At 60.2% G+C, this 19,522-nt stretch carries 21 protein-coding genes; 13 read left to right on the top strand and 8 right to left on the bottom strand.

The window, feature by feature from the left end; genetic code table 11:
* Nucleotides 1-47: 47 nt before the first annotated feature.
* From BLV67_RS22165 to BLV67_RS22195, 7 genes are all read left to right on the top strand, one after another.
* A complete protein-coding gene (locus tag BLV67_RS22165) occupies nt 48-449 on the top strand; it encodes an ACT domain-containing protein (RefSeq protein ID WP_065930474.1) in 402 nt (133 codons plus the stop codon).
* A gap of 5 nt (nt 450-454) precedes the next feature.
* Nucleotides 455-1,057: a LysE/ArgO family amino acid transporter gene (locus tag BLV67_RS22170; RefSeq protein ID WP_056858652.1), complete on the top strand. Its 603-nt coding sequence runs from the start codon at nt 455-457 to the stop codon at nt 1,055-1,057.
* Between the two features lie 175 nt (nt 1,058-1,232).
* Nucleotides 1,233-1,829 (top strand): superoxide dismutase, encoded by a 597-nt coding sequence (locus BLV67_RS22175; RefSeq protein ID WP_069788136.1) that lies wholly within the window; start codon nt 1,233-1,235, stop codon nt 1,827-1,829.
* 148 nt (nt 1,830-1,977) lie between these two features.
* A complete protein-coding gene (locus BLV67_RS22180; RefSeq protein ID WP_141722758.1) occupies nt 1,978-2,277 on the top strand; it encodes a hypothetical protein in 300 nt (99 codons plus the stop codon).
* Between the two features lie 218 nt (nt 2,278-2,495).
* Nucleotides 2,496-4,547 carry a putative bifunctional diguanylate cyclase/phosphodiesterase gene (locus BLV67_RS22185; protein WP_065930472.1) on the top strand — a complete coding sequence of 684 codons (2,052 nt, stop codon included), beginning with the start codon at nt 2,496-2,498 and terminating at the stop codon, nt 4,545-4,547.
* A gap of 127 nt (nt 4,548-4,674) precedes the next feature.
* Complete coding sequence (locus BLV67_RS22190; protein WP_058421418.1) at nt 4,675-6,018, top strand: imelysin family protein; 1,344 nt, start codon at nt 4,675-4,677, stop codon at nt 6,016-6,018.
* Nucleotides 6,019-6,179: 161 nt separating this feature from the next.
* Nucleotides 6,180-7,634 carry a TrkH family potassium uptake protein gene (locus BLV67_RS22195; protein WP_065930471.1) on the top strand — a complete coding sequence of 485 codons (1,455 nt, stop codon included), beginning with the start codon at nt 6,180-6,182 and terminating at the stop codon, nt 7,632-7,634.
* On the opposite strand, the gene BLV67_RS22200 is transcribed toward BLV67_RS22195, so the two are convergent.
* Entirely contained in the window at nt 7,591-8,649 is a 1,059-nt protein-coding gene (locus BLV67_RS22200) for an AraC family transcriptional regulator (RefSeq protein WP_065930470.1), read from the bottom strand. The two genes, BLV67_RS22195 and BLV67_RS22200, sit on opposite strands and share 44 nt — an antisense overlap.
* Nucleotides 8,650-8,810: 161 nt before the next feature.
* On the opposite strand from BLV67_RS22200, the gene BLV67_RS22205 reads away from it, so the two are divergent.
* From BLV67_RS22205 to BLV67_RS22215, 3 genes are all read left to right on the top strand, one after another.
* The gene (locus BLV67_RS22205) at nt 8,811-9,122 is read left to right on the top strand and encodes an Mpo1-like protein (protein WP_058421416.1); all 312 of its coding nucleotides are present in this window, start codon (nt 8,811-8,813) and stop codon (nt 9,120-9,122) included.
* Nucleotides 9,123-9,609: 487 nt separating this feature from the next.
* The gene (locus tag BLV67_RS22210) at nt 9,610-9,792 is read left to right on the top strand and encodes a hypothetical protein (RefSeq protein ID WP_017139170.1); all 183 of its coding nucleotides are present in this window, start codon (nt 9,610-9,612) and stop codon (nt 9,790-9,792) included.
* Nucleotides 9,793-9,895: 103 nt separating this feature from the next.
* On the top strand, nt 9,896-11,092 hold the full coding sequence (locus BLV67_RS22215; RefSeq protein WP_069788137.1) for an MFS transporter: 1,197 nt from the start codon (nt 9,896-9,898) through the stop codon (nt 11,090-11,092).
* Here the strand turns inward: BLV67_RS22215 and arfB are convergent.
* Nucleotides 11,089-11,502 (bottom strand): alternative ribosome rescue aminoacyl-tRNA hydrolase ArfB, encoded by a 414-nt coding sequence (gene arfB, locus BLV67_RS22220; protein WP_069788138.1) that lies wholly within the window; start codon nt 11,500-11,502, stop codon nt 11,089-11,091. The genes BLV67_RS22215 and arfB overlap by 4 nt on opposite strands.
* Nucleotides 11,503-11,559: 57 nt before the next feature.
* Between arfB and BLV67_RS22225 the strand changes: the two genes are divergently transcribed.
* Nucleotides 11,560-11,937, top strand: a complete 378-nt coding sequence (locus tag BLV67_RS22225) for a cytochrome c (protein ID WP_069788139.1) — start codon at nt 11,560-11,562, stop codon at nt 11,935-11,937.
* Nucleotides 11,938-11,996: 59 nt separating this feature from the next.
* Here BLV67_RS22225 and BLV67_RS22230 read toward each other — a convergent pair whose 3' ends face one another.
* On the bottom strand, nt 11,997-13,418 hold the full coding sequence (locus BLV67_RS22230) for an amino acid permease (protein ID WP_065930467.1): 1,422 nt from the start codon (nt 13,416-13,418) through the stop codon (nt 11,997-11,999).
* 649 nt (nt 13,419-14,067) lie between these two features.
* Between BLV67_RS22230 and BLV67_RS33010 the strand changes: the two genes are divergently transcribed.
* Together BLV67_RS33010 and BLV67_RS22235 are read left to right on the top strand one after the other, a co-directional pair.
* Nucleotides 14,068-14,205 carry a hypothetical protein gene (locus tag BLV67_RS33010; protein ID WP_003175756.1) on the top strand — a complete coding sequence of 46 codons (138 nt, stop codon included), beginning with the start codon at nt 14,068-14,070 and terminating at the stop codon, nt 14,203-14,205.
* A 73-nt stretch (nt 14,206-14,278) separates the two neighbouring features.
* On the top strand, nt 14,279-15,238 hold the full coding sequence (locus BLV67_RS22235; RefSeq protein WP_069788140.1) for a CgnE/CgnB domain-containing protein: 960 nt from the start codon (nt 14,279-14,281) through the stop codon (nt 15,236-15,238).
* A 190-nt stretch (nt 15,239-15,428) separates the two neighbouring features.
* On the opposite strand, the gene rluB is transcribed toward BLV67_RS22235, so the two are convergent.
* The 5 genes from rluB to BLV67_RS22260 all read right to left on the bottom strand — a co-directional run bounded on the left by rluB (nt 15,429) and on the right by BLV67_RS22260 (nt 19,516).
* Nucleotides 15,429-16,652 carry a 23S rRNA pseudouridine(2605) synthase RluB gene (gene rluB, locus BLV67_RS22240; protein ID WP_017139164.1) on the bottom strand — a complete coding sequence of 408 codons (1,224 nt, stop codon included), beginning with the start codon at nt 16,650-16,652 and terminating at the stop codon, nt 15,429-15,431.
* Nucleotides 16,653-16,796: 144 nt separating this feature from the next.
* Nucleotides 16,797-16,988 (bottom strand): DUF1289 domain-containing protein, encoded by a 192-nt coding sequence (locus tag BLV67_RS22245; RefSeq protein ID WP_016973229.1) that lies wholly within the window; start codon nt 16,986-16,988, stop codon nt 16,797-16,799.
* A gap of 134 nt (nt 16,989-17,122) precedes the next feature.
* Nucleotides 17,123-18,055, bottom strand: a complete 933-nt coding sequence (gene scpB / locus BLV67_RS22250; RefSeq protein WP_069788141.1) for an SMC-Scp complex subunit ScpB — start codon at nt 18,053-18,055, stop codon at nt 17,123-17,125.
* 12 nt (nt 18,056-18,067) lie between these two features.
* On the bottom strand, nt 18,068-18,766 hold the full coding sequence (locus BLV67_RS22255; RefSeq protein WP_170875849.1) for a segregation and condensation protein A: 699 nt from the start codon (nt 18,764-18,766) through the stop codon (nt 18,068-18,070).
* 120 nt (nt 18,767-18,886) lie between these two features.
* Entirely contained in the window at nt 18,887-19,516 is a 630-nt protein-coding gene (locus BLV67_RS22260) for an L-threonylcarbamoyladenylate synthase (RefSeq protein ID WP_065930463.1), read from the bottom strand.
* Nucleotides 19,517-19,522: the final 6 nt, after the last annotated feature.

Below are 19,522 nucleotides of genomic sequence, written 5' to 3' on the forward strand. Positions count from 1 at the left end.
CCGGGAGAATGACCAGCATTGCTTCTCTTTATTAAAGGAACCCACACATGGCTGGCGAAACCGCGCTGACAACCCTGCTGCGCAGCATGAGCCCTCATCTGAACGAAGGCGACTACGTGTTCTGCACCCTGCCCGACTCACGTATCCCGGCAGGTTGCGAGATCCTCGGCAGCTTTCGTGAACAGGAAGGTTTGACGCTGATTCTGGAGCGCAAGCAAGCGGAACACGCCGGGCTGGCCTTCGACTATGTGGCCGCCTGGATCACCCTGAATGTGCATTCGGCCCTTGAAGCCGTAGGCCTGACGGCGGCGTTCGCCAGTGCGCTGGGCAGCGCCGGCATCAGTTGCAACGTGATTGCCGGGTTTTATCACGACCACCTGTTCGTCGGCCGCGCCGATGCCGAGCGGGCCATGGAAGTATTACGCCAACTGGCAGCAAACGCGGAGTAATGACCATGTGGCAAAGCTACGTAAACGGGCTGCTGGTAGCGCTCGGCCTGATCATGGCGATCGGCACCCAGAACGCGTTCGTATTGGCGCAAAGCCTGCGCCGTGAACATCACTTGCCGGTGGCGGCGCTGTGCATCGTGTGTGATGCAATTCTGGTGGCGCTCGGGGTGTTTGGCCTGGCTACCGTGCTGGCGCAAAACCCGCTGCTGCTGGCGATTGCCCGCTGGGGCGGCGCGGCGTTCCTATTGTGGTACGGCACTTTGGCGTTGCGTCGGGCGTGTTCCCGGCAAAGCCTGGAACAAGGCGCCAACCTCAAGGTGCGCTCATTGCGCGCCGTGTTGCTCAGTGCCTTGGCGGTAACGCTGCTCAACCCCCATGTGTACCTGGATACCGTGCTGCTGATCGGCTCACTGGGCGCGCAACAGACCGAGCCCGGCGCGTATGTCGCCGGTGCTGCCAGCGCTTCATTCCTGTGGTTCGCCACCCTGGCACTCGGCGCGGCATGGTTGGCGCCGTGGCTGGCGCGCCCGGCGACCTGGCGCCTGCTCGACCTTCTGGTGGCGGTGATGATGTTCAGCGTGGCCTACCAATTGATCAGTGCCGGATGAATATTCCAAAACGCTCTGGAACCTCTATCCCACACAGTTGTTGCGTGGTTTTGCCGCACCCCCGGTGCTATGATCCGGACCCTGCGCCGCAAAGAGTACAAACTCCCCGGCGCTTGTTTGGCCGCCCGTGATCGGCCTTGCGCTCACCGCAACTGACCTGATTAGGAGAATCATCATGGCTTTCGAATTGCCGCCGCTGCCCTACGCACACGATGCCCTGCAGCCGCACATTTCCAAGGAAACCTTGGAATACCACCACGACAAGCACCACAACACCTATGTCGTGAACCTGAACAACCTGGTGCCTGGCACCGAGTTCGAAGGCAAGACCCTGGAAGAAATCGTCAAGTCTTCTTCGGGCGGCATCTTCAACAACGCCGCTCAGGTCTGGAACCACACGTTCTACTGGAACTGCCTGGCGCCAAACGCCGGTGGCCAACCGACCGGCGCACTGGCTGAAGCCATCAATGCAGCCTTCGGTTCGTTCGACAAGTTCAAGGAAGAGTTCACCAAGACGTCCGTCGGCACCTTCGGTTCCGGTTGGGGCTGGCTGGTGAAAAAAGCTGACGGTTCCCTGGCCCTGGCCAGCACCATCGGCGCCGGCAACCCACTGACCAGCGGCGAAACCCCGCTGCTGACCTGCGATGTCTGGGAACACGCCTACTACATCGACTACCGCAACGTGCGTCCAAAGTATGTGGAAGCGTTCTGGAACCTGGTCAACTGGAAGTTCGTGGCTGAGCAGTTTGAAGGCAAGGCCTTTACTGCATAAGTACTGCTTGCTGCAAGAGAAAGCCTGGCTATCTGCCGGGCTTTTTTGTGGGTTGTAAATTGTGCTCAGGTCCTTGGAACTCGGTGCGCAAATCTTGCCACGTAGTCAGTGAGGAATTCGCCTCTCTTACTTGTCGGGGATTTTACATATGAGCATTGGAGCACTCGCCGGTCTCGCTGGTCCAGCCATGAGCCTTGTTGGCGAAGCATTAAAAATGGGTACTGAACTCGCTAAAATGGGTACTCAAATGGCCAAATCGCAATCGGGAAATAAAGAAGGTGGCGATAATAAAAAAGAAGACGGTTGCGAACAAAACAAAATCGCCCACCAGCATATGCACAACAAAAATCGTGTGGACTTCTCGGAGTCCAGTAGTAGCAGCAACAGCAGTAGCAGTTCGACAAACCACATCAATATCAGCGCCAACATCAGTTCCAAAGCGGCTTAAAGATTGATAGCGTCGGCCACAGGCGCCGCCTGTGCACCCGCAGCGCTGTATCAGGCAGGCGGATGCAAATCCGCCTTGCCACTCGCCCCGGATCCATCGTCCCGCCCCAAGTTCGTTCTCCCGCCAGCCGATACCCTAATGTTCCTTTGACTGCCCTCACCAGATTGCCAATACTCATGGCATATTGAGGCTACCCGCATGGAACAAGGAATAACCCTTTGAAGCTGGAACTCAAAAACAGCTTGTCGGTGAAGTTGCTCCGGGTTGTGCTGCTCTCGGCATTGATCGTGGGCGTGGCGCTGAGCGTTGCGCAGATCGTGTTTGATGCCTACAAGACGCGCCAGGCCGTGGCCGGTGACGCGCAGCGGATCCTCGACATGTTTCGCGACCCCTCGACCCAGGCCGTCTACAGCCTGGACCGCGAGATGGGCATGCAGGTCATCGAAGGCCTGTTTCAGGACGACGCCGTGCGCATGGCTTCCATCGGCCACCCCAACGAAACCATGCTGGCGGAAAAAAGCCGCGCCTTGCAGCAGTCCCCCACCCGCTGGTTGACCGACGCGATACTTGGCCAGGAACGCACCTTCACCACCGCACTGGTCGGCAAAGGCCCCTACAGCGAATATTACGGCGACCTGAGCATCACCCTCGACACTGCCACCTACGGCAAAGGGTTTATTGTCAGCTCGGTGATCATCTTTATTTCCGGCGTGCTGCGCGCCCTGGCCATGGGCCTGGTGCTGTACCTGGTGTATCACTGGCTGCTGACCAAGCCGTTGTCGCGGATTATCGAGCACTTGACCTCGATCAACCCCGACCGCCCCAGCGAACACAAGATCCCCCAGCTCAAGGGCCATGAGCGCAACGAACTGGGGCTGTGGATCAACACCGCCAACCAGTTGCTCGAGTCCATCGAACGCAATACGCACTTGCGGCACGAGGCGGAGTCGAGCCTGTTGCGCATGGCCCAGTACGACTTTCTTACCGGCCTGCCGAACCGTCAGAAGCTGCAGGAGCAATTGGACAAGATCCTCACCGACGCCGGCCGCCGGCAGCGCCGGGTGGCGGTGTTGTGCGTGGGGCTGGACGACTTCAAAAGCGTCAACGAACAGTTCACCTACCAGGCCGGCGACAAATTGTTGTTGGCCCTGGCCGACCGCCTGCGCGCCCACAGCGGCCGCCTCGGCGCCCTCGCCCGCTTGGGCGGCGACCAGTTTGCGCTGGTGCAGGCCGATATCGACCAGCCTTACGAAGCCGCCGAGCTGGCGCAAAGTATCCTTGATGACCTGGAAGCCGAATTCGCCCTCGACCAGGACCAGATTCGCCTGCGCGCCACCATCGGCATCACCCTGTTCCCGGAAGACGGCGACAGCACCGAAAAGCTGCTGCAAAAAGCCGAACAGACCATGACCCTGGCCAAGACCCGCTCGCGCAACCGCTATCAGTTCTATATCGCCAGTGTCGACAGCGAGATGCGCCGGCGTCGGGAACTGGAAAAAGACCTGCGCGATGCCCTGAGTCGCGAGCAGTTCCACTTGGTCTACCAACCGCAGATCAGCTACCTCGACCACCGCGTGGTGGGCGTAGAGGCATTGCTTCGCTGGCAGCACCCGGAACACGGCCTGGTGCCGCCGGACTTGTTCATCCCGCTGGCGGAGCAGAACGGCACCATTATTCCGATTGGCGAATGGGTGCTGGACCAGGCTTGCCGGCAGTTGCGTGAATGGCATGACCTGGGCTTCACCGAGCTGCGCATGGCGGTCAACCTGTCCACCGTGCAGTTGCACCACACCGAGTTGCCACGGGTGGTCAACAACCTGATGCAGATCTACCGCCTGCCGCCACGCAGCCTGGAACTGGAAGTGACCGAGACCGGCCTGATGGAAGACATCAGCACCGCCGCCCAGCACCTGCTGAGCCTGCGCCGCTCCGGGGCCTTGATCGCGATTGATGACTTCGGCACCGGCTATTCATCCCTCAGTTACCTGAAAAGCCTGCCGCTGGACAAGATCAAGATCGACAAGAGCTTCGTCCAGGACCTGCTGGATGATGATGACGACGCCACCATCGTGCGCGCCATCATCCAACTGGGCAAAAGCCTCGGCATGCAGGTGATTGCCGAAGGCGTGGAAACCGCCGAGCAGGAGGCCTATATCATTTCCGAAGGTTGCCATGAAGGCCAGGGCTACCATTACAGCAAACCGCTGCAGGCCCGTGAGCTGGCGGCGTTTTTGAAACAGTCCGAGCGCAACAACGCGGCGATTCTCTGAACCGATAAATCGATACCAAATATTTCCCTCGCATAAACCTTTACACAAAATGCAAATCTTTCGCATTATGTCGCAGTTTTTGCGCTTCCCCGCGCGCCCTATCAACAACCGAAGCAGGATGTTCGCCATGATTCGTATGCCCCTGGCCACCGCCAGTCTGCTGGCCATTGCCATTTCTCTCGCCGGTTGCGGCGAAGGTAAAGACAAGGCCGCCGCGCCTCAAGCGCCGACCCCGGCCGCCAGCACTACCGCTCCAGCGGCTGCCACGCCTGCCGGCCAGGTCGACGAAGCCGCTGCCAAGGCCGTTGTCGCGCATTACGCCGACATGGTGTTCGCGGTGTACAGCGACGCCGAATCCACCGCGAAGACCCTGCAAACCGCGATCGACACCTTCCTCGCCAACCCGAACGACGACACCCTGAAAGCGGCCCGTACCGCCTGGGTCGCCGCCCGTGTGCCGTACCTGCAGAGCGAAGTGTTCCGTTTCGGCAACACCATCATTGACGACTGGGAAGGCCAGGTGAACGCCTGGCCCCTGGACGAAGGCCTGATCGACTACGTAGACAAATCCTACGAGCACGCACTGGGTAACCCGGGCGCCAATGCCAACATCATTGCCAACACCGAGATCCAGGTGGGCGAAGACAAGGTCGACGTCAAGGAAATCACCCCGGAAAAACTCGCCAGCCTCAATGAGCTGGGCGGCTCCGAAGCCAACGTCGCCACCGGCTACCACGCCATCGAGTTCCTGCTCTGGGGCCAGGACCTCAACGGCACCGGCCCAGGCGCGGGCAACCGCCCGGCGTCCGACTACATGACCGGCGACGGTGCCACCGGTGGCAACAACGAGCGCCGTCGCACTTACCTGCGCGCCGTGACTCAACTGCTGGTCAGCGACCTGGAAGAAATGGTCGGCAACTGGAAACCCAAGGTCGACGACAACTACCGCGCCACCCTGGAGGCAGAACCTGCTACCGACGGCCTGCGTAAAATGTTGTTCGGCATGGGCAGCCTGTCCCTGGGCGAGCTGGCCGGTGAGCGCATGAAGGTTTCCCTGGAAGCCAACTCGCCGGAAGACGAACAGGATTGCTTCAGCGACAACACCCACAACTCGCACTTCTACGACGCCAAGGGCATCCGCAACGTCTACCTGGGCGAGTACACCCGCACCGACGGCACCAAGATGACCGGCGCAAGCCTGTCGTCGCTGGTGGCCAAGGCCGATCCAGCCGCCGACTCGGCGCTCAAGGCCGACCTGGCGTCGACCGAAGCGAAGATCCAGGTCATGGTTGACCAGGCCAACGCCGGTGAGCACTACGACCAACTGATCGCTGCCGGTAACGACAAAGGCAACCAGATCGTGCGTGACGCGATTGCCGCACTGGTCAAGCAGACCGGCGCGATCGAAACCGCCGCGGGCAAGCTGGGCATCAGCGACTTGAACCCGGACAACGCTGATCACGAGTTCTGATTGATCCTGCGCTGAACAAGGCGACCTTCGGGTCGCCTTTTTTGTGCGTTCTGCCGACCGCCCAGCTCCCACAGTGGAACTGCATCGCGTCGGACACCCCGGTTTACAAGACCTGCGCCGCAGGTAGAATGGCGCCACTCTCTCAAACCCGAGCTTTCTTCATGGCGTTGCCGACCCTACGCATCATCGGTTTCATCATCGGCATCTTCCTGATCACCCTCGCGATCGCCATGGTCGTCCCGATGGCCACCCTGGTGATCTTCGAACGCACCAGCGACCTGCCCTCGTTCCTGTGGGCCAGCATGATCACCTTCCTGGCCGGCCTGGCGCTGGTCATTCCTGGCCGCCCTGAACACGTGCACCTGCGCCCCCGGGACATGTACCTGCTGACCGTCACCAGCTGGCTGGTGGTGTGCATCTTCGCCGCGCTGCCGTTTTTGCTGACCCAGCACATCAGCTACACCGACTCGTTCTTTGAAAGCATGTCGGGCATCACCGCCACCGGCTCCACGGTACTGAGCGGGCTGGACAGCATGTCCCCCGGCATCCTGATGTGGCGCTCGCTGTTGCACTGGCTGGGCGGCATCGGCTTTATCGGCATGGCGGTAGCGATCCTGCCGCTGCTGCGCATTGGTGGCATGCGCCTGTTCCAGACCGAATCCTCGGACCGCTCGGAAAAGGTCATGCCGCGCTCGCACATGGTGGCGCGCCTGATCGTGGCGGCGTATGTCGGCATCACCATCCTGGGCAGCCTGGCGTTCTGGTGGGCCGGGATGGGCTTGTTTGATGCGATCAACCACGCGATGTCAGCAATTTCCACCGGCGGGTTTTCCACCTCCGATGAATCCCTGGCCCACTGGAAACAACCCGCGGTGCACTGGGTGGCGGTGGTGGTGATGATCCTCGGCAGCTTGCCGTTCACCCTGTATGTAGCCACATTGCGTGGCAACCGCCGGGCGCTGATCAAGGATCAGCAAGTGCAAGGCTTGCTCGGTTTGCTGATCGTGACATGGCTGGTACTCGGCACCTGGTACTGGTGGACGACCAACCTGCACTGGCTGGATGCCCTGCGCCATGTCGCCCTGAACGTGACCTCGGTGGTGACCACGACCGGCTTTGCGCTGGGGGACTACAGCCTGTGGGGCAACTTCTCGCTGATGTTGTTCTTCTACCTGGGTTTTATCGGCGGCTGTTCGGGCTCGACGGCGGGCGGGATCAAGATCTTCCGCTTCCAGGTCGCCTATATCCTGCTCAAGGCCAACTTGAATCAGTTGATCCATCCACGCGCGGTGATCAAGCAGAAGTACAACGGCCACCGTCTCGACGAAGAGATCGTGCGCTCGATCCTGACCTTTTCGTTTTTCTTCGCTATCACCATCTGCGCCATCGCCCTGGCCCTGTCGCTGCTGGGGCTGGACTGGATGACCGCACTGACCGGTGCCGCCAGCACCGTGTCCGGCGTCGGCCCCGGCCTTGGCGAAACCATCGGCCCGGCCGGTAACTTCGCCAGCCTGCCGGATGCGGCCAAGTGGATCTTGTCATTGGGCATGTTGCTGGGCAGGTTGGAGATTATTACCGTGTTTGTTCTGTGCATTCCGGCGTTTTGGCGCCACTGACCGTCGATGCCTGCAGCAACCGCGCCCGGTATTCGCCGGGCGTGACGTCGAACCAGCGGCGGAACGCGCGGAAGAAATTGCTCGGGTCGGCAAAGCCCAACAGGTAGGCGATTTCCAGCAAGGTCATGCTCGGCTGCGCCAGGTACTGCTCGGCAAGCTCGCGGCGCGTGTCGTCGAGCAGCGTCTGGAAACTGGTGCCCTCCTCCTGCAAACGCCGCTGCAACGTGCGCTGGGACAGGTGCAGGGTTTGCGCCACCACTTCACGCTTGGGCTCGCCCTGGGGCAGCAGGCGGCACAGCACCTGGCGCGCCTTGTGGGTCACGCGGCTCTCGGAAAACCGTGCCAGGTATTCGCCGGCAAATCGATCATGCAGCAACGCCATGGCTTCATTGGCGGTGGGCAGCGGCGCATCCATGTCGGCCTGCTCGAAAATCAGCGCATCGTAAGGCGCATTGAACTCCATCGGCGCGTGGAAGGCCTGCTTATAGGGCGCAAGGTCAGCCGGTTGATCGCCTTGCAGCACCACCTTGCGCGGCTGCAGGGTGCGGCCGGTCAGCCAGCCGCACAAGGCCAGGGCACTGGCCAACGAGGCTTCGGCGCTTTGCCGGGTAGGCGGCAGGTGATCGCCATGCACCGTCAGAATCAGCGCATAGCCTTCAGGTAACAGGCGAAAACTCAAGTCGGCGCTTTCGGCGATGATGCGCTGGTAACGCACCAGGCGCATAAAACCTTCGGCCAGGGTGTTGCTGGACATCAAGGCGTAACCAGCCACATGAAACGACGCCGGGCGCACCACCTTGCCCATGTTCAAGCCGATCGCGGGGTTGCCTGACAACTCGACGGCGCGCTGCCACAGCCGGGTCATGGAGTCTTGCGCAAAACGTGCGTCAGGGTCACTGAGGGCGGCGTAGTCCAGGCCCAACTGCTTGAACAGGACACGGCAATCCAGGCCGTCCATTTCCAACGCTTTGACGATACCCATTGCCCAGCTTGCAGAAGTTGTTCGTTCGCTCATGGCGTCTTCTTGAAAAAGGCAGGCTTAAACGGCAGCCAGGAAGCCAAGGATACTAAAGTGGCATCTATTGTCACTGGCTGTTACCACTGATCACTCTAGACTCAAATAAGCTCCCCGCCGAACACCTGTTGGGCGGCATCACCAGCCCAGGGCCGATCACTGTGGAAAACGTCAAAAAATTCAACAGCTTCGCTGAGTTTTACCCTTATTACCTGAGTGAGCACGCCGACAGCACCTGCCGGCGCCTGCACTTTATCGGCACCACCCTGGTGATTGGGATTCTGGCTTATGCCATTGGCCGTGGCTCATTGGGGTTGTTGCTGGCCCTGCCGGTCGCCGGGTACACCTTTGCCTGGATCGGGCACTTCTTCTTCGAAAAGAACCGGCCGGCGACGTTTCAACATCCGTTTTACAGTTTGCTGGGGGATTTTGTGATGTATCGCGACATGATTTTGGGGAAGGTGCCTTTTTGAGGTGTCTCTTTACCGCGGCCTGGTAGCCGACCTGAGTGGTTGGATCTAAAGCGAAAAGCGAATTTGTATCCACTGAAGATGTGCTTTTCTGTGGGAGCTGGCTTCGCTGTTGCGCCGGCCCTTACCCAGCCTGCGACCCCATGCCACTTGCGTACGATAATTAAAATTCGTGCATCCACCCACATAAAATTCTTTTTGTCATTTTCAGTGCTGTATCCTGCCAAGGCTTTTTGAGAGCGCGGAATCACCTGCGATTGATAAAACAGATCTTGCGAGGAGCGACGACGATGCACGAGATACCTAATCTCCCCTTCCCAAGCCTGCACCCAACTGAGCAGCCAACACCGCAGCAGGCCAGTGATAAACAGCCTGAGGCCAAAGAAGCAAAACCAGTCGACAGCAAGCGCCAGGACTGACGCCGTACCAGACCGTGTGGAAAGCGCACTTCAAGCGCTTTCCACACTGCCTGAATCACCGAGACCCCGCCATGACCGACACCCTCCCCGACACCCCCGACGCCGCAGTACTCGACGCTGCCTTGCAGATGATCGAAGTCTGGAACCGCCTCAGCGCCGACAAACAAGCCCTGTTGCTCAAGCGTTTCGGTACCCAGGAAAACGCCCTGGCCGCCCTGGTGACCACGCAAATGCTGGCTCCGCCTCAAGCCTGAGGTCTTTTTGCGCTGACGTTTTGCTTTTTACCGCCCTGCCCAAGCCAAAGCATCGGTATCATTAGCAGCCTATCTTTACCTGCTGCGACGGTGGACTTCCCCCATGCCAGATACCCAGCGCCCCATGGCGGTCACGCTGCAAGTCGTTTCTATCGTGCTGTTTACCTTTATCGGCTACCTCAACATCGGCATTCCCCTGGCCGTATTGCCAGGTTACGTGCACAGCCAACTGGGCTATGGCGCGGTCATCGCGGGCTTGGTGATCAGCGTGCAATACCTGGCCACCCTGCTGAGCCGTCCGTATGCCGGCAAAATCATCGATAACCTGGGCAGCAAGCGCGCGGTGCTGATCGGCCTGGTCGGTTGCGGCCTGAGCGGCGTATTCATGTTGCTGGCGGCGTGGTTTTCCAGCCTGCCGGGCGTCAGCCTGATCAGCCTGCTGATTGGCCGGCTGGTGCTGGGCAGCGCGGAAAGCCTGGTGGGCTCCGGCGCCATCGGCTGGGGCATCGGCCGGGTCGGCGCCGCCAACACGGCCAAGGTTATCTCGTGGAATGGCATCGCCAGCTATGGCGCGCTGGCCATCGGTGCGCCGCTGGGTGTGCTGCTGGTCAGCCACTTGGGGCTGTGGAGCATGGGCGTCAGCATCATCCTGCTGGCGGTGCTCGGCGTGCTGCTGGCCTGGAACAAGGAAGCCGCGCCCATTGTGGCCGGCGTGCGCCTGCCCTTCATGAATGTGCTGGGCCGCGTGCTGCCACACGGCTGCGCCCTGGCATTGGGTTCGATCGGCTTTGGCACTATCGCGACGTTTATCACGCTGTATTACACCACCCAGAGTTGGGACAACGCGGTGTGGGCCTTGAGCCTGTTCGGCGCCAGTTTTATCGGCGCACGCCTGCTATTCGGCAATTTGATCAACCGGATTGGCGGCTTTCGTGTAGCAATTGCCTGCCTGTCGGTAGAAGCCCTCGGCCTGCTGCTGCTGTGGCTGGCACCCGACGCGCAATGGGCGCTGGCCGGTGCGGCGTTGAGCGGGTTTGGCTTTTCGCTGGTGTTTCCAGCTCTCGGCGTAGAAGCCGTCAACCTGGTGCCGGCCTCCAGCCGGGGCGCGGCGGTGGGGGCTTATTCGCTGTTTATCGACTTGTCGTTGGGTATCACCGGCCCACTGGCCGGGGCGGTGGCGGCAGGCTTCGGCTTTGCGTCGATCTTCCTGTTTGCTGCCCTGGCTGCCGTCGGCGGCTTACTGTTGAGTGTGTATTTGTACCGGCAAGCACCCAAGGCCCGCGAGGCCAGAGACGCCTAGAAGTCGACCTTGCCGCGCCCGGCCTTGATGCTGCCGCGCTTGGTCTTGGATTCCAGGCGACGCTTTTTCGAACCCAGGGTGGGTTTGGTCGGGCGGCGCTTTTTTTCGACCTTGGTGGCGCTGAGGATCAACTCCACCAGGCGCTCCAGCGCATCGGCACGGTTCTGTTCCTGAGTGCGGTACTGCTGAGCCTTGAGCACCAGCACGCCTTCACTGGTGATACGAGTGTCACGCAGTGCCAGCAAACGCTCCTTGTAGAACTCCGGCAGCGATGAAGCCGGGATATCAAACCGCAGGTGCACCGCGCTCGACACCTTGTTGACGTTCTGCCCACCGGCGCCCTGGGCGCGAATGGCGGTCAACTCGATCTCGGCATCGGGCAGGTGCACGTTGTTGGAAATTACCAGCATCAATCAAAAACCTTAGGCAACGGGCGACAACCACAGAAACAACAAGGACGCAGGAACATGAAAAGGCTATTCATCACTGTGCTCGGCACTTTATCACTCATTCAAACGTCACTGTCCTTTGCGGACACTGCCAACGGCAAAAACCTGTATTCACAGCGATGCGCCATGTGCCACGGCCCAGACCTCAAGGCCAGCGGGCCATTGGCCAGGAAAAGCAGCCCGCCCACGCCGGACCTCACCACACCGGCTTTCAAAAAACGGCTGGCGGATTATCCGGGCGTGATTGTGTCTTCGGTGATCCTTCGCCCCAATGGCAACCTGATCCCCAAAACCCTGCAAAACAATGGTGTGAAGGTTGCGCCGCATGCCTGGAGCGTCAAGGATTTTCGCGACTTGAACGACTATATGAGTGGCGTTATTGCAAACAGCCGATAAATCTCAGCGCAAAAAAATACCCCTCAATGGAGGGGTATTAATCACGGATGGAGCGCCGCTTACTTCAGCGCTGCACTCGCCGTGGTCAACGCAGCGTCGGCACTGCGCTTGTTCTTGATCCAGTAACACACCGCCATGAACGCTACCCACACCGGGATGGCGAACACCGACACCTGAATCCCCGGAATCATCAGCATGATCACCAGGATAAACACCACGAACGCCAGGCAGATGTAATTGCCATACGGATACCACAGCGCCTTGAACAACGGCACCTGGCCGGTGCGATTCATGTGCTGGCGAAACTTGAAGTGCGAAAAGCTGATCATCGCCCAGTTGATGACCAGGGTCGCAACCACCAGCGACATCAGCAATTCCAGCGCGTGTTGCGGGATGAAGTAGTTCATCAACACCGCCACCAGGGTGACCGCCGCCGATGCGAGGATCGAGCGCACCGGCACGCCGCGTTTGTCGATTTTGGCGAGTGCCTTGGGCGCGTCGCCCTGCTCGGCCATCCCCAGCAGCATGCGGCTGTTGCAGTAGGTGCCGCTGTTGTACACCGACAAGGCCGCCGTCAGCACCACGAAGTTGAGGATATGCGCGGCGGTGTTGCTGCCCAGCATCGAGAACACCTGCACGAACGGGCTGCCGCTGTAGGCATCGCCGGACGCGTTAAGGGTCGCCAGCAGGCTGTCCCACGGCGTCAGCGACAACAGCACCACCAGAGCGCCGATGTAGAAAATCAGGATGCGGTAGATCACCTGATTGATCGCCTTGGGGATCACCGTACGGGGCTGGTCGGCCTCGGCGGCGGTAAAGCCAAGCATTTCCAGGCCGCCGAACGAGAACATGATGATCGCCATGGCCATCACCAAACCGCCGACGCCATGGGGGAAGAACCCACCGTGGTCCCACAGGTTGCTCACCGACGCTTGCGGGCCGCCGCTGCCGCTGACCAGCAAATAGCTGCCCAGGGCGATCATGCCGACGATGGCCACGACCTTGATGATCGCGAACCAGAATTCGGCCTCACCGAAGACTTTGACGTTGGCCAGGTTGATCAGGTTGATCAACACGAAGAACGCCGCCGCCGAAACCCAGGTCGGGATTTCCGGCCACCAGTAGTGCACGTACTTGCCGACTGCAGTCAGCTCCGACATGCCCACCAGAATGTACAGGATCCAGCAGTTCCAGCCCGACAGGAAACCGGCGAAACCGCCCCAGTACTTGTGGGCAAAGTGGCTGAAGGAACCGGCGACCGGCTCCTCGACGATCATTTCGCCGAGCTGGCGCATGATCATGAAGGCGATGAAGCCGCAGATGGCATAACCCAGGATCATCGACGGGCCGGCGGATTTGAGCACACCGGCCGAGCCCAGGAACAGGCCGGTGCCGATGGCGCCACCGAGGGCGATCAACTGGATATGCCGATTTTTCAGGCCGCGTTTCAGCTCGCCTGAAGAAGATTGGGGTCCACTCATGAAAAGGGTCTCACGCAAGGTTTGAGAATGTCGAATGCAGGTTGCTGCCTTGAATTACCGACTCAAGCAGCGCCGCTCAAACCCCAGCGCAGGCACCAGGAGTACAGCGTACTTTCTAACGGTCATGCGTCACCTGTTTGTTTTTATCTGTGACGAAATCGAACCCGTCCGACTCGTGGCCGGACGGAGTGATCAGGGTTAGTAAACCCTGAGGTCTTGGCCTTATGCGTGGATACGCAAGGGGGGTCACAGTAAAACGCGGCGCATTGTACACCGCTCGACAGCTTCAGCACGCCCCAACGGGGTGCACGGGACAAACTGTCAGCTAATCCTTACAGCGGGACGGCACTGCGCAATGCCTGGGTAAACTCGTAAAACTATCGTTACACCCCGGAAAGCCAGCGTTACAGCCAGACTTTTTCGTCGGTTAACGGAAAACTGTCAGTGGGACGCGTCTGAAGAATCGGTTCAGCCAATTGGCTGTTTTTTCTCGATAAAGAATTACACCGAAAAAACAGAAGAAAAAATGCAAATGAAACCGTGTCAATAAATATTTTGCATTTTCAAACACTCTCTCCTAGGTTCTTTCACTTGCCAGCGAAGCCCGTTGGCAAGCCGTTCTCAAACAACGTCCTCTAGGAGATACACCATGCAAGCACTGGAAAACGACCTGGAAACCGAACTGCAACTTGACGATTGGTTTGAAGCGCCGACCCATGAGGCCGCCGTTGAAATGATGCAAGCCGATGCCGTTGTGCCCTTTGGCACTGCGATGTGGCCTTTCTAACACCCGGCAGGCATCCGGCAGGTGCTGTGCACGGCACCTGCCCCCTTACCCAAGGCATAGAAGGACACCCGTCATGGACAAGGCCCGCGCCGTCGAACACTTCCTCTACTACCTCGCACACCACCCGGCACTCAGCGGCCTGAGCCGCCCTACGGTGTTGCTGGGCCATACCGAGCGCTACGACGCCATCGCCGAAGCAATCACCCACAGCAGCGCCGCACGCTTCAACTTCCAATGCCAGCGCCTGGACCTGACGCCCAGCGATACCCTGGCCCACGCCATCGAAACCTGTGACCTGTACCTGTTTCTGTATGACTCCTCGACCCTGCCCAACCCACGCGCCGAAGGCCCGGACTTTATTCGCGCCCTGCAAGGCGTGATGGCCGAACACTGGAAGAAATCCCTGCTGTTCAAGGATTATGGCGACTATTTCTACGACACCTTCAGCGTCGAGCCGCAGCGCATCGCCGACCTCAACGCTACGCTGATCCGGCGCATGTCCCAGGCCAACGTGCTGAGTTTTACCGACAAACATGGCTCGCGCCTTGAGGCGCCGCTGAGCAGCATCAAGAAGTGGACCAATATCAACGGGGTCGGCAACCACGACCTGGCACCGGGCGAAATCGCCACCCACAGCGAGGCCATCAATGGCCAGGTGCGGTTTGTCGGCACCTTCCTCAGCACCATTCCGTTTGCGCGCAAATACGGCGTGCTGCAATCACCGTTGGAACTGTGGATCGAGAACTCGACGGTTTGCAGCGTGGCCAGCGACGTGCCGGGGCTGGCGGATGATTTCAACAAGTACCTGAATGCCAACCCGTCCAACCGGCGCGTGGAGGAATTGGGGATTGGCACCAATGAAGGCGTGAAAGACTTGTATGCACGCAATGCCGGCTTCGAGGAGCGCCATTGCGGCCTGCACCTGGGCTTGGGTGGCGGGCAGAAAGGCAGCCATCACCTTGACCTGATCTTTGAGAGTGGCGTGTTGGCATTGGATGACAAGCCGGTGTTTGATGGCAGATTTGCGTTCTAACACACCTTGTTGAAACAAAACCGATCCCTGTGGGAGCTGGCTTGCCTGCGATAGCATCACTGCGGTTTGCCTGGTAAACCGAGGTGCCCGCATCGCAGGCAAGCCAGCGCCCACACTTGAAAGCATTTCAAATCACGGGCAAAAAAAAACGCCAACCCTAGGGTTGGCGTTTTTTTATGCCGCGGTTAAATCACTGCGGCTTCTTGCGACCAAAACCCGGACGCTGACCCGAACCTGCCGGGGCGCCACGGCGCTTGCCCGACGGCTCGTCGGCGACCAGTTTCGGGCCAGGGCGCTTGTTCGCCGCAGGCTTGGCCGGGCGCTTGGTGCTGGCGTTGTCCGCCGGGCGGTCCGCTTCACCACGGTTGCTACGGCCACCGCTTGGCGCTTCACCACGGGCTGGACGCGGCGTGCGCGGTGCACGTTCGCCTTCCTGACGCGATGGCGCGGTTGGGCGGCGCTCGCCTTCGATGTGCGGCTCACGGGAGATACGCCCACCAGTTGCCGGAGCATTCAGCGCCGGGCGCAAGGTGCGGGCAACACGTTCGGTACGCGCCACAGGACGCGAGGATTTACGCTGCATACGCTCAAGCTTGTCTTTGCTCTTGGCGTTCATCTGCGGCATGGCCACCGGCGTCAGGCCGACTTCGGCACTGAGGATGTCGACTTCGTACTGGCTCATTTCGCGCCAGCGGCCCATCGGCAGGTCGGAGTTAAGGAATACCGGGCCGAAACGCACGCGCTTCAGGCGGCTGACCACCAGGCCCTGGGATTCCCACAGGCGACGGACTTCACGGTTACGGCCTTCCATCACCACGCAGTGGTACCAGTGGTTGAAACCTTCGCCACCAGGCGCCTGCTTGATGTCGGTGAACTTGGCCGGGCCGTCTTCCAGCACCACGCCAGCCTTGAGGCGTTCGATCATCTCGTCATCGACTTCGCCGCGTACACGCACAGCGTATTCACGGTCCATCTCGTAGGACGGGTGCATCAAGCGGTTGGCCAGCTCACCGTCGGTGGTGAACATCAGCAAGCCGGTGGTGTTGATGTCCAGGCGGCCGATGTTGATCCAGCGGCCTTCTTTGGGCTTGGGCATCTTGTCGAACACGGTCGGACGGCCTTCCGGGTCGTCACGGGTGCAGATCTCGCCGTCGGGCTTGTTGTACATGATCACGCGGCGCACCGATTCGGCGGCCTCTTCACGCTTGATGACCTTGCCATCAATGGTGATTGCATCGTGCAGGTCGACGCGCTGGCCGAGGGTAGCCTCGACGCCATTGACCTTGATGCGCTTCTGGGTGATCCAGGCTTCGACGTCGCGGCGTGAGCCCACGCCGATACGCGCCAGCACCTTTTGCAGTTTTTCGCCTGCTGGGCCGATTTCCTGGCTGTCGTTCTGGTCTTGGTCGTTCATCTTAAGCACCTCCCGGTGGGTCGATTCAGGCGTGGCCTGAAGAGTATTGAAAGCGGGGCTTTGGCCGAATAGCTCGGCAAAGGGTCGCGAATCATACGCGCATGGCGCATGTTTCGCATCACAGACTAGTCGATAAGGCCCCAGTCATTTGCTTTTCCGCCGACCGGTGGCGCCCAGGGCCAGCAGGCGCAGCTCGGCTTCGGCCAGAACGGTACGTTTGTCGGCTTTGTCGAGTTTCTTCCAGGCGCGGATTTCGCGTTTGCTGCGGCCACAGCCGACACAGATGTCATCGGTGAATTTACAGATGCTGATGCAAGGGTCTTTGGTGGAACTCATCATTACGGCTCTCGTTCCCACGCTCCGCGTGGTAATGCATCCCGTGACGCTCCGCGTCACAAGCGGACGCGGAGCGTCCGAGGCGGCATTCCCACGCAGAGCGTGGGAACGATCTATGTGTCTGGCAGAGCGGGTCAGTCCTCGAACTGGCGGCGTTCGGCCTCGATGGCTTCAGCCAGCGCCCGGGCTTCGTCTTCTTCGTCGCTCAAAGGCGGCTGTTCAAGGGCGGCAACAGCGGCCAGGAGCTTTTCACGGGCTTCGGCCACGCCGAGGATGTCTTCTTCGGGTTCAGGTTCCGGTTCGACTTGCGCCTCACCCTCAACGTTCACCTGGGTTTGCGGCTCAGCCGCGCCGTCACGCAACAAATCATCAAAGTCAGTCTTGATGCCCTGCTCCATGTCATCCAGTTCAAGCAGCAAGGTATGGAAACTGGTTTCGTCCTTCGGCTCTTCCGGCTCGGCGGTGGCGTCGGCCAGTTCCTGCAGGCTGGCCGGCACCGGCGCGTCGTCGAAGTCGAGCACCGGCTCGGCTTCCATCTCGCGCAATTCGGCAAGCGGTGGCAGGTCGTCGAGGTTTTTCAGGTTGAAGTGATCGAGGAACACCTTGGTGGTGGCGAACATCGCCGGTTTGCCGGGCACGTCGCGGTAGCCGACGATGCGGATCCACTCGCGCTCCAGCAGCGTCTTGACGATATGGCTGTTGACCGCAACGCCCCGCACATCCTCAATTTCGCCCCGGGTGATCGGCTGGCGATAGGCAATCAGCGCCATGGTCTCCAGCATCGCCCGGGAATAACGCTGCGGGCGTTCTTCCCACAACCGGCCGACCCACGGGGAAAATTTCTCACGGATCTGCAAGCGATAACCTGACGCCACCTCGCGCAGTTCAAAGGCGCGACCGTCGCAGGACTTGCGCAGAATCTCCAGCGCCTTCTTGAACACCGGCGGTTCAGGGCGCTCGGCCTCTTCGAACAACTCGAACAGGCGTTCCAGCGATTGCGGTTTTCCCGAGGCCAGGAGAAAGGCTTCCAGCAAGGGTGCCAGTTCGCGGGGTTCAGTCAGATTCATCGATTCAGCTCTTTATTCGGCTCGCGCCCGCACGTGGATAGCCGCAAAAGGCTCATTCTGGACCAGCTCGACCAAGGATTCCTTGACCAGTTCGAGGATGGCCATAAAGGTCACCACCACCCCCAGGCGCCCTTCCTCTTTGGTAAACAGCTCGACAAACGGCACAAAGCCGCCGCCCTTGAGGCGCTCCAGCACATCGCTCATGCGCTCGCGGGTCGACAGCGCTTCGCGGCTGACCTGGTGGCTTTCGAACATGTCACCCCGGCGCAATACCTCGGCCATGGACATCAGCAATTCTTCCAGGCTCACATCCGGCAACAGCTTGCGCGCCCGAGCTTCCGGGGCGTCGAGCTTGGGCACCAGCACATCACGGCCCACGCGGCTCAAGCCGTCGATGCCTTCGGCGGCGGCCTTGAAGCGTTCGTATTCCTGCAGGCGACGGATCAGTTCGGCACGCGGGTCGTCTTCTTCGGCCTCGATGGTCTCGGCGCGCGGCAACAGCATGCGCGACTTGATCTCGGCGAGCATGGCGGCCATCACCAGGTACTCGGCGGCCAGTTCCAGGCGCACCGACTGCATCAACTCGACATACCCCATGTACTGGCGAGTGATTTCCGCCACCGGGATGTCGAGGATATTGATGTTCTGTTTACGGATCAGGTACAGCAGCAGGTCCAGCGGGCCTTCGAAGGCTTCAAGGAAAACTTCCAGCGCATCCGGCGGAATATACAGGTCCAGCGGCATTTCCATGACCGCCTGGCCATAGACCATGGCAAACGGCAGTTCCTGCTGGGCGCCGGCCTGGGGATCAGCGGTTTCCACGGCCGACATTCAGGCCTCGACCATAAACGGCGTCGGGTCGCCGCAGCCCACGCGCACCACTTGCGGCTCGCCGTCGGCCAGGTTGATCACGGTGGACGCCTTGTTGCCGCCATAGCCGCCGTCGATGATCAGGTCGACGTGCTTTTCCAGCAAGCGGCGCATCTCGTAAGGGTCGTACAACGGCTCTTCTTCACCGGGCAAAATCAGCGACACGCTCATCAACGGCTCACCCAGTTCGGCCAGCAACGCCAGGGCAATCGGGTGCTCGGGCACACGCAGGCCGATGGTGCGCTTCTTTGGGTGCAGCAACAGGCGCGGCACTTCGCGGGTGGCGTTGAGAATAAAGGTGTACGGCCCCGGCGTGTGGGCCTTGAGCAGGCGGAAGGTGCCGGTGTCGACCTTGGCGAACAACCCCAGTTGCGACAAATCGCTGCAGATCAGCGCAAAGTTGTGGTTTTTGTCCAGGTCACGCAGGCGTCTGACCCGTTCGACCGCGCTTTTGTCGCCGATCTGGCAACCAATGGCGTAGGACGAATCAGTCGGGTAGATCACCACGCCACCGGCGCGAATGATCTCCACGGCCTGTTTTATCAGGCGCGCTTGAGGGTTTTCCGGATGAATCTGGAAGAATTGACTCACGTGTTC

The organism is Pseudomonas salomonii (genome assembly GCF_900107155.1).
GTDB classification, from domain to species: Bacteria; Pseudomonadota; Gammaproteobacteria; order Pseudomonadales; family Pseudomonadaceae; genus Aquipseudomonas; species Aquipseudomonas salomonii.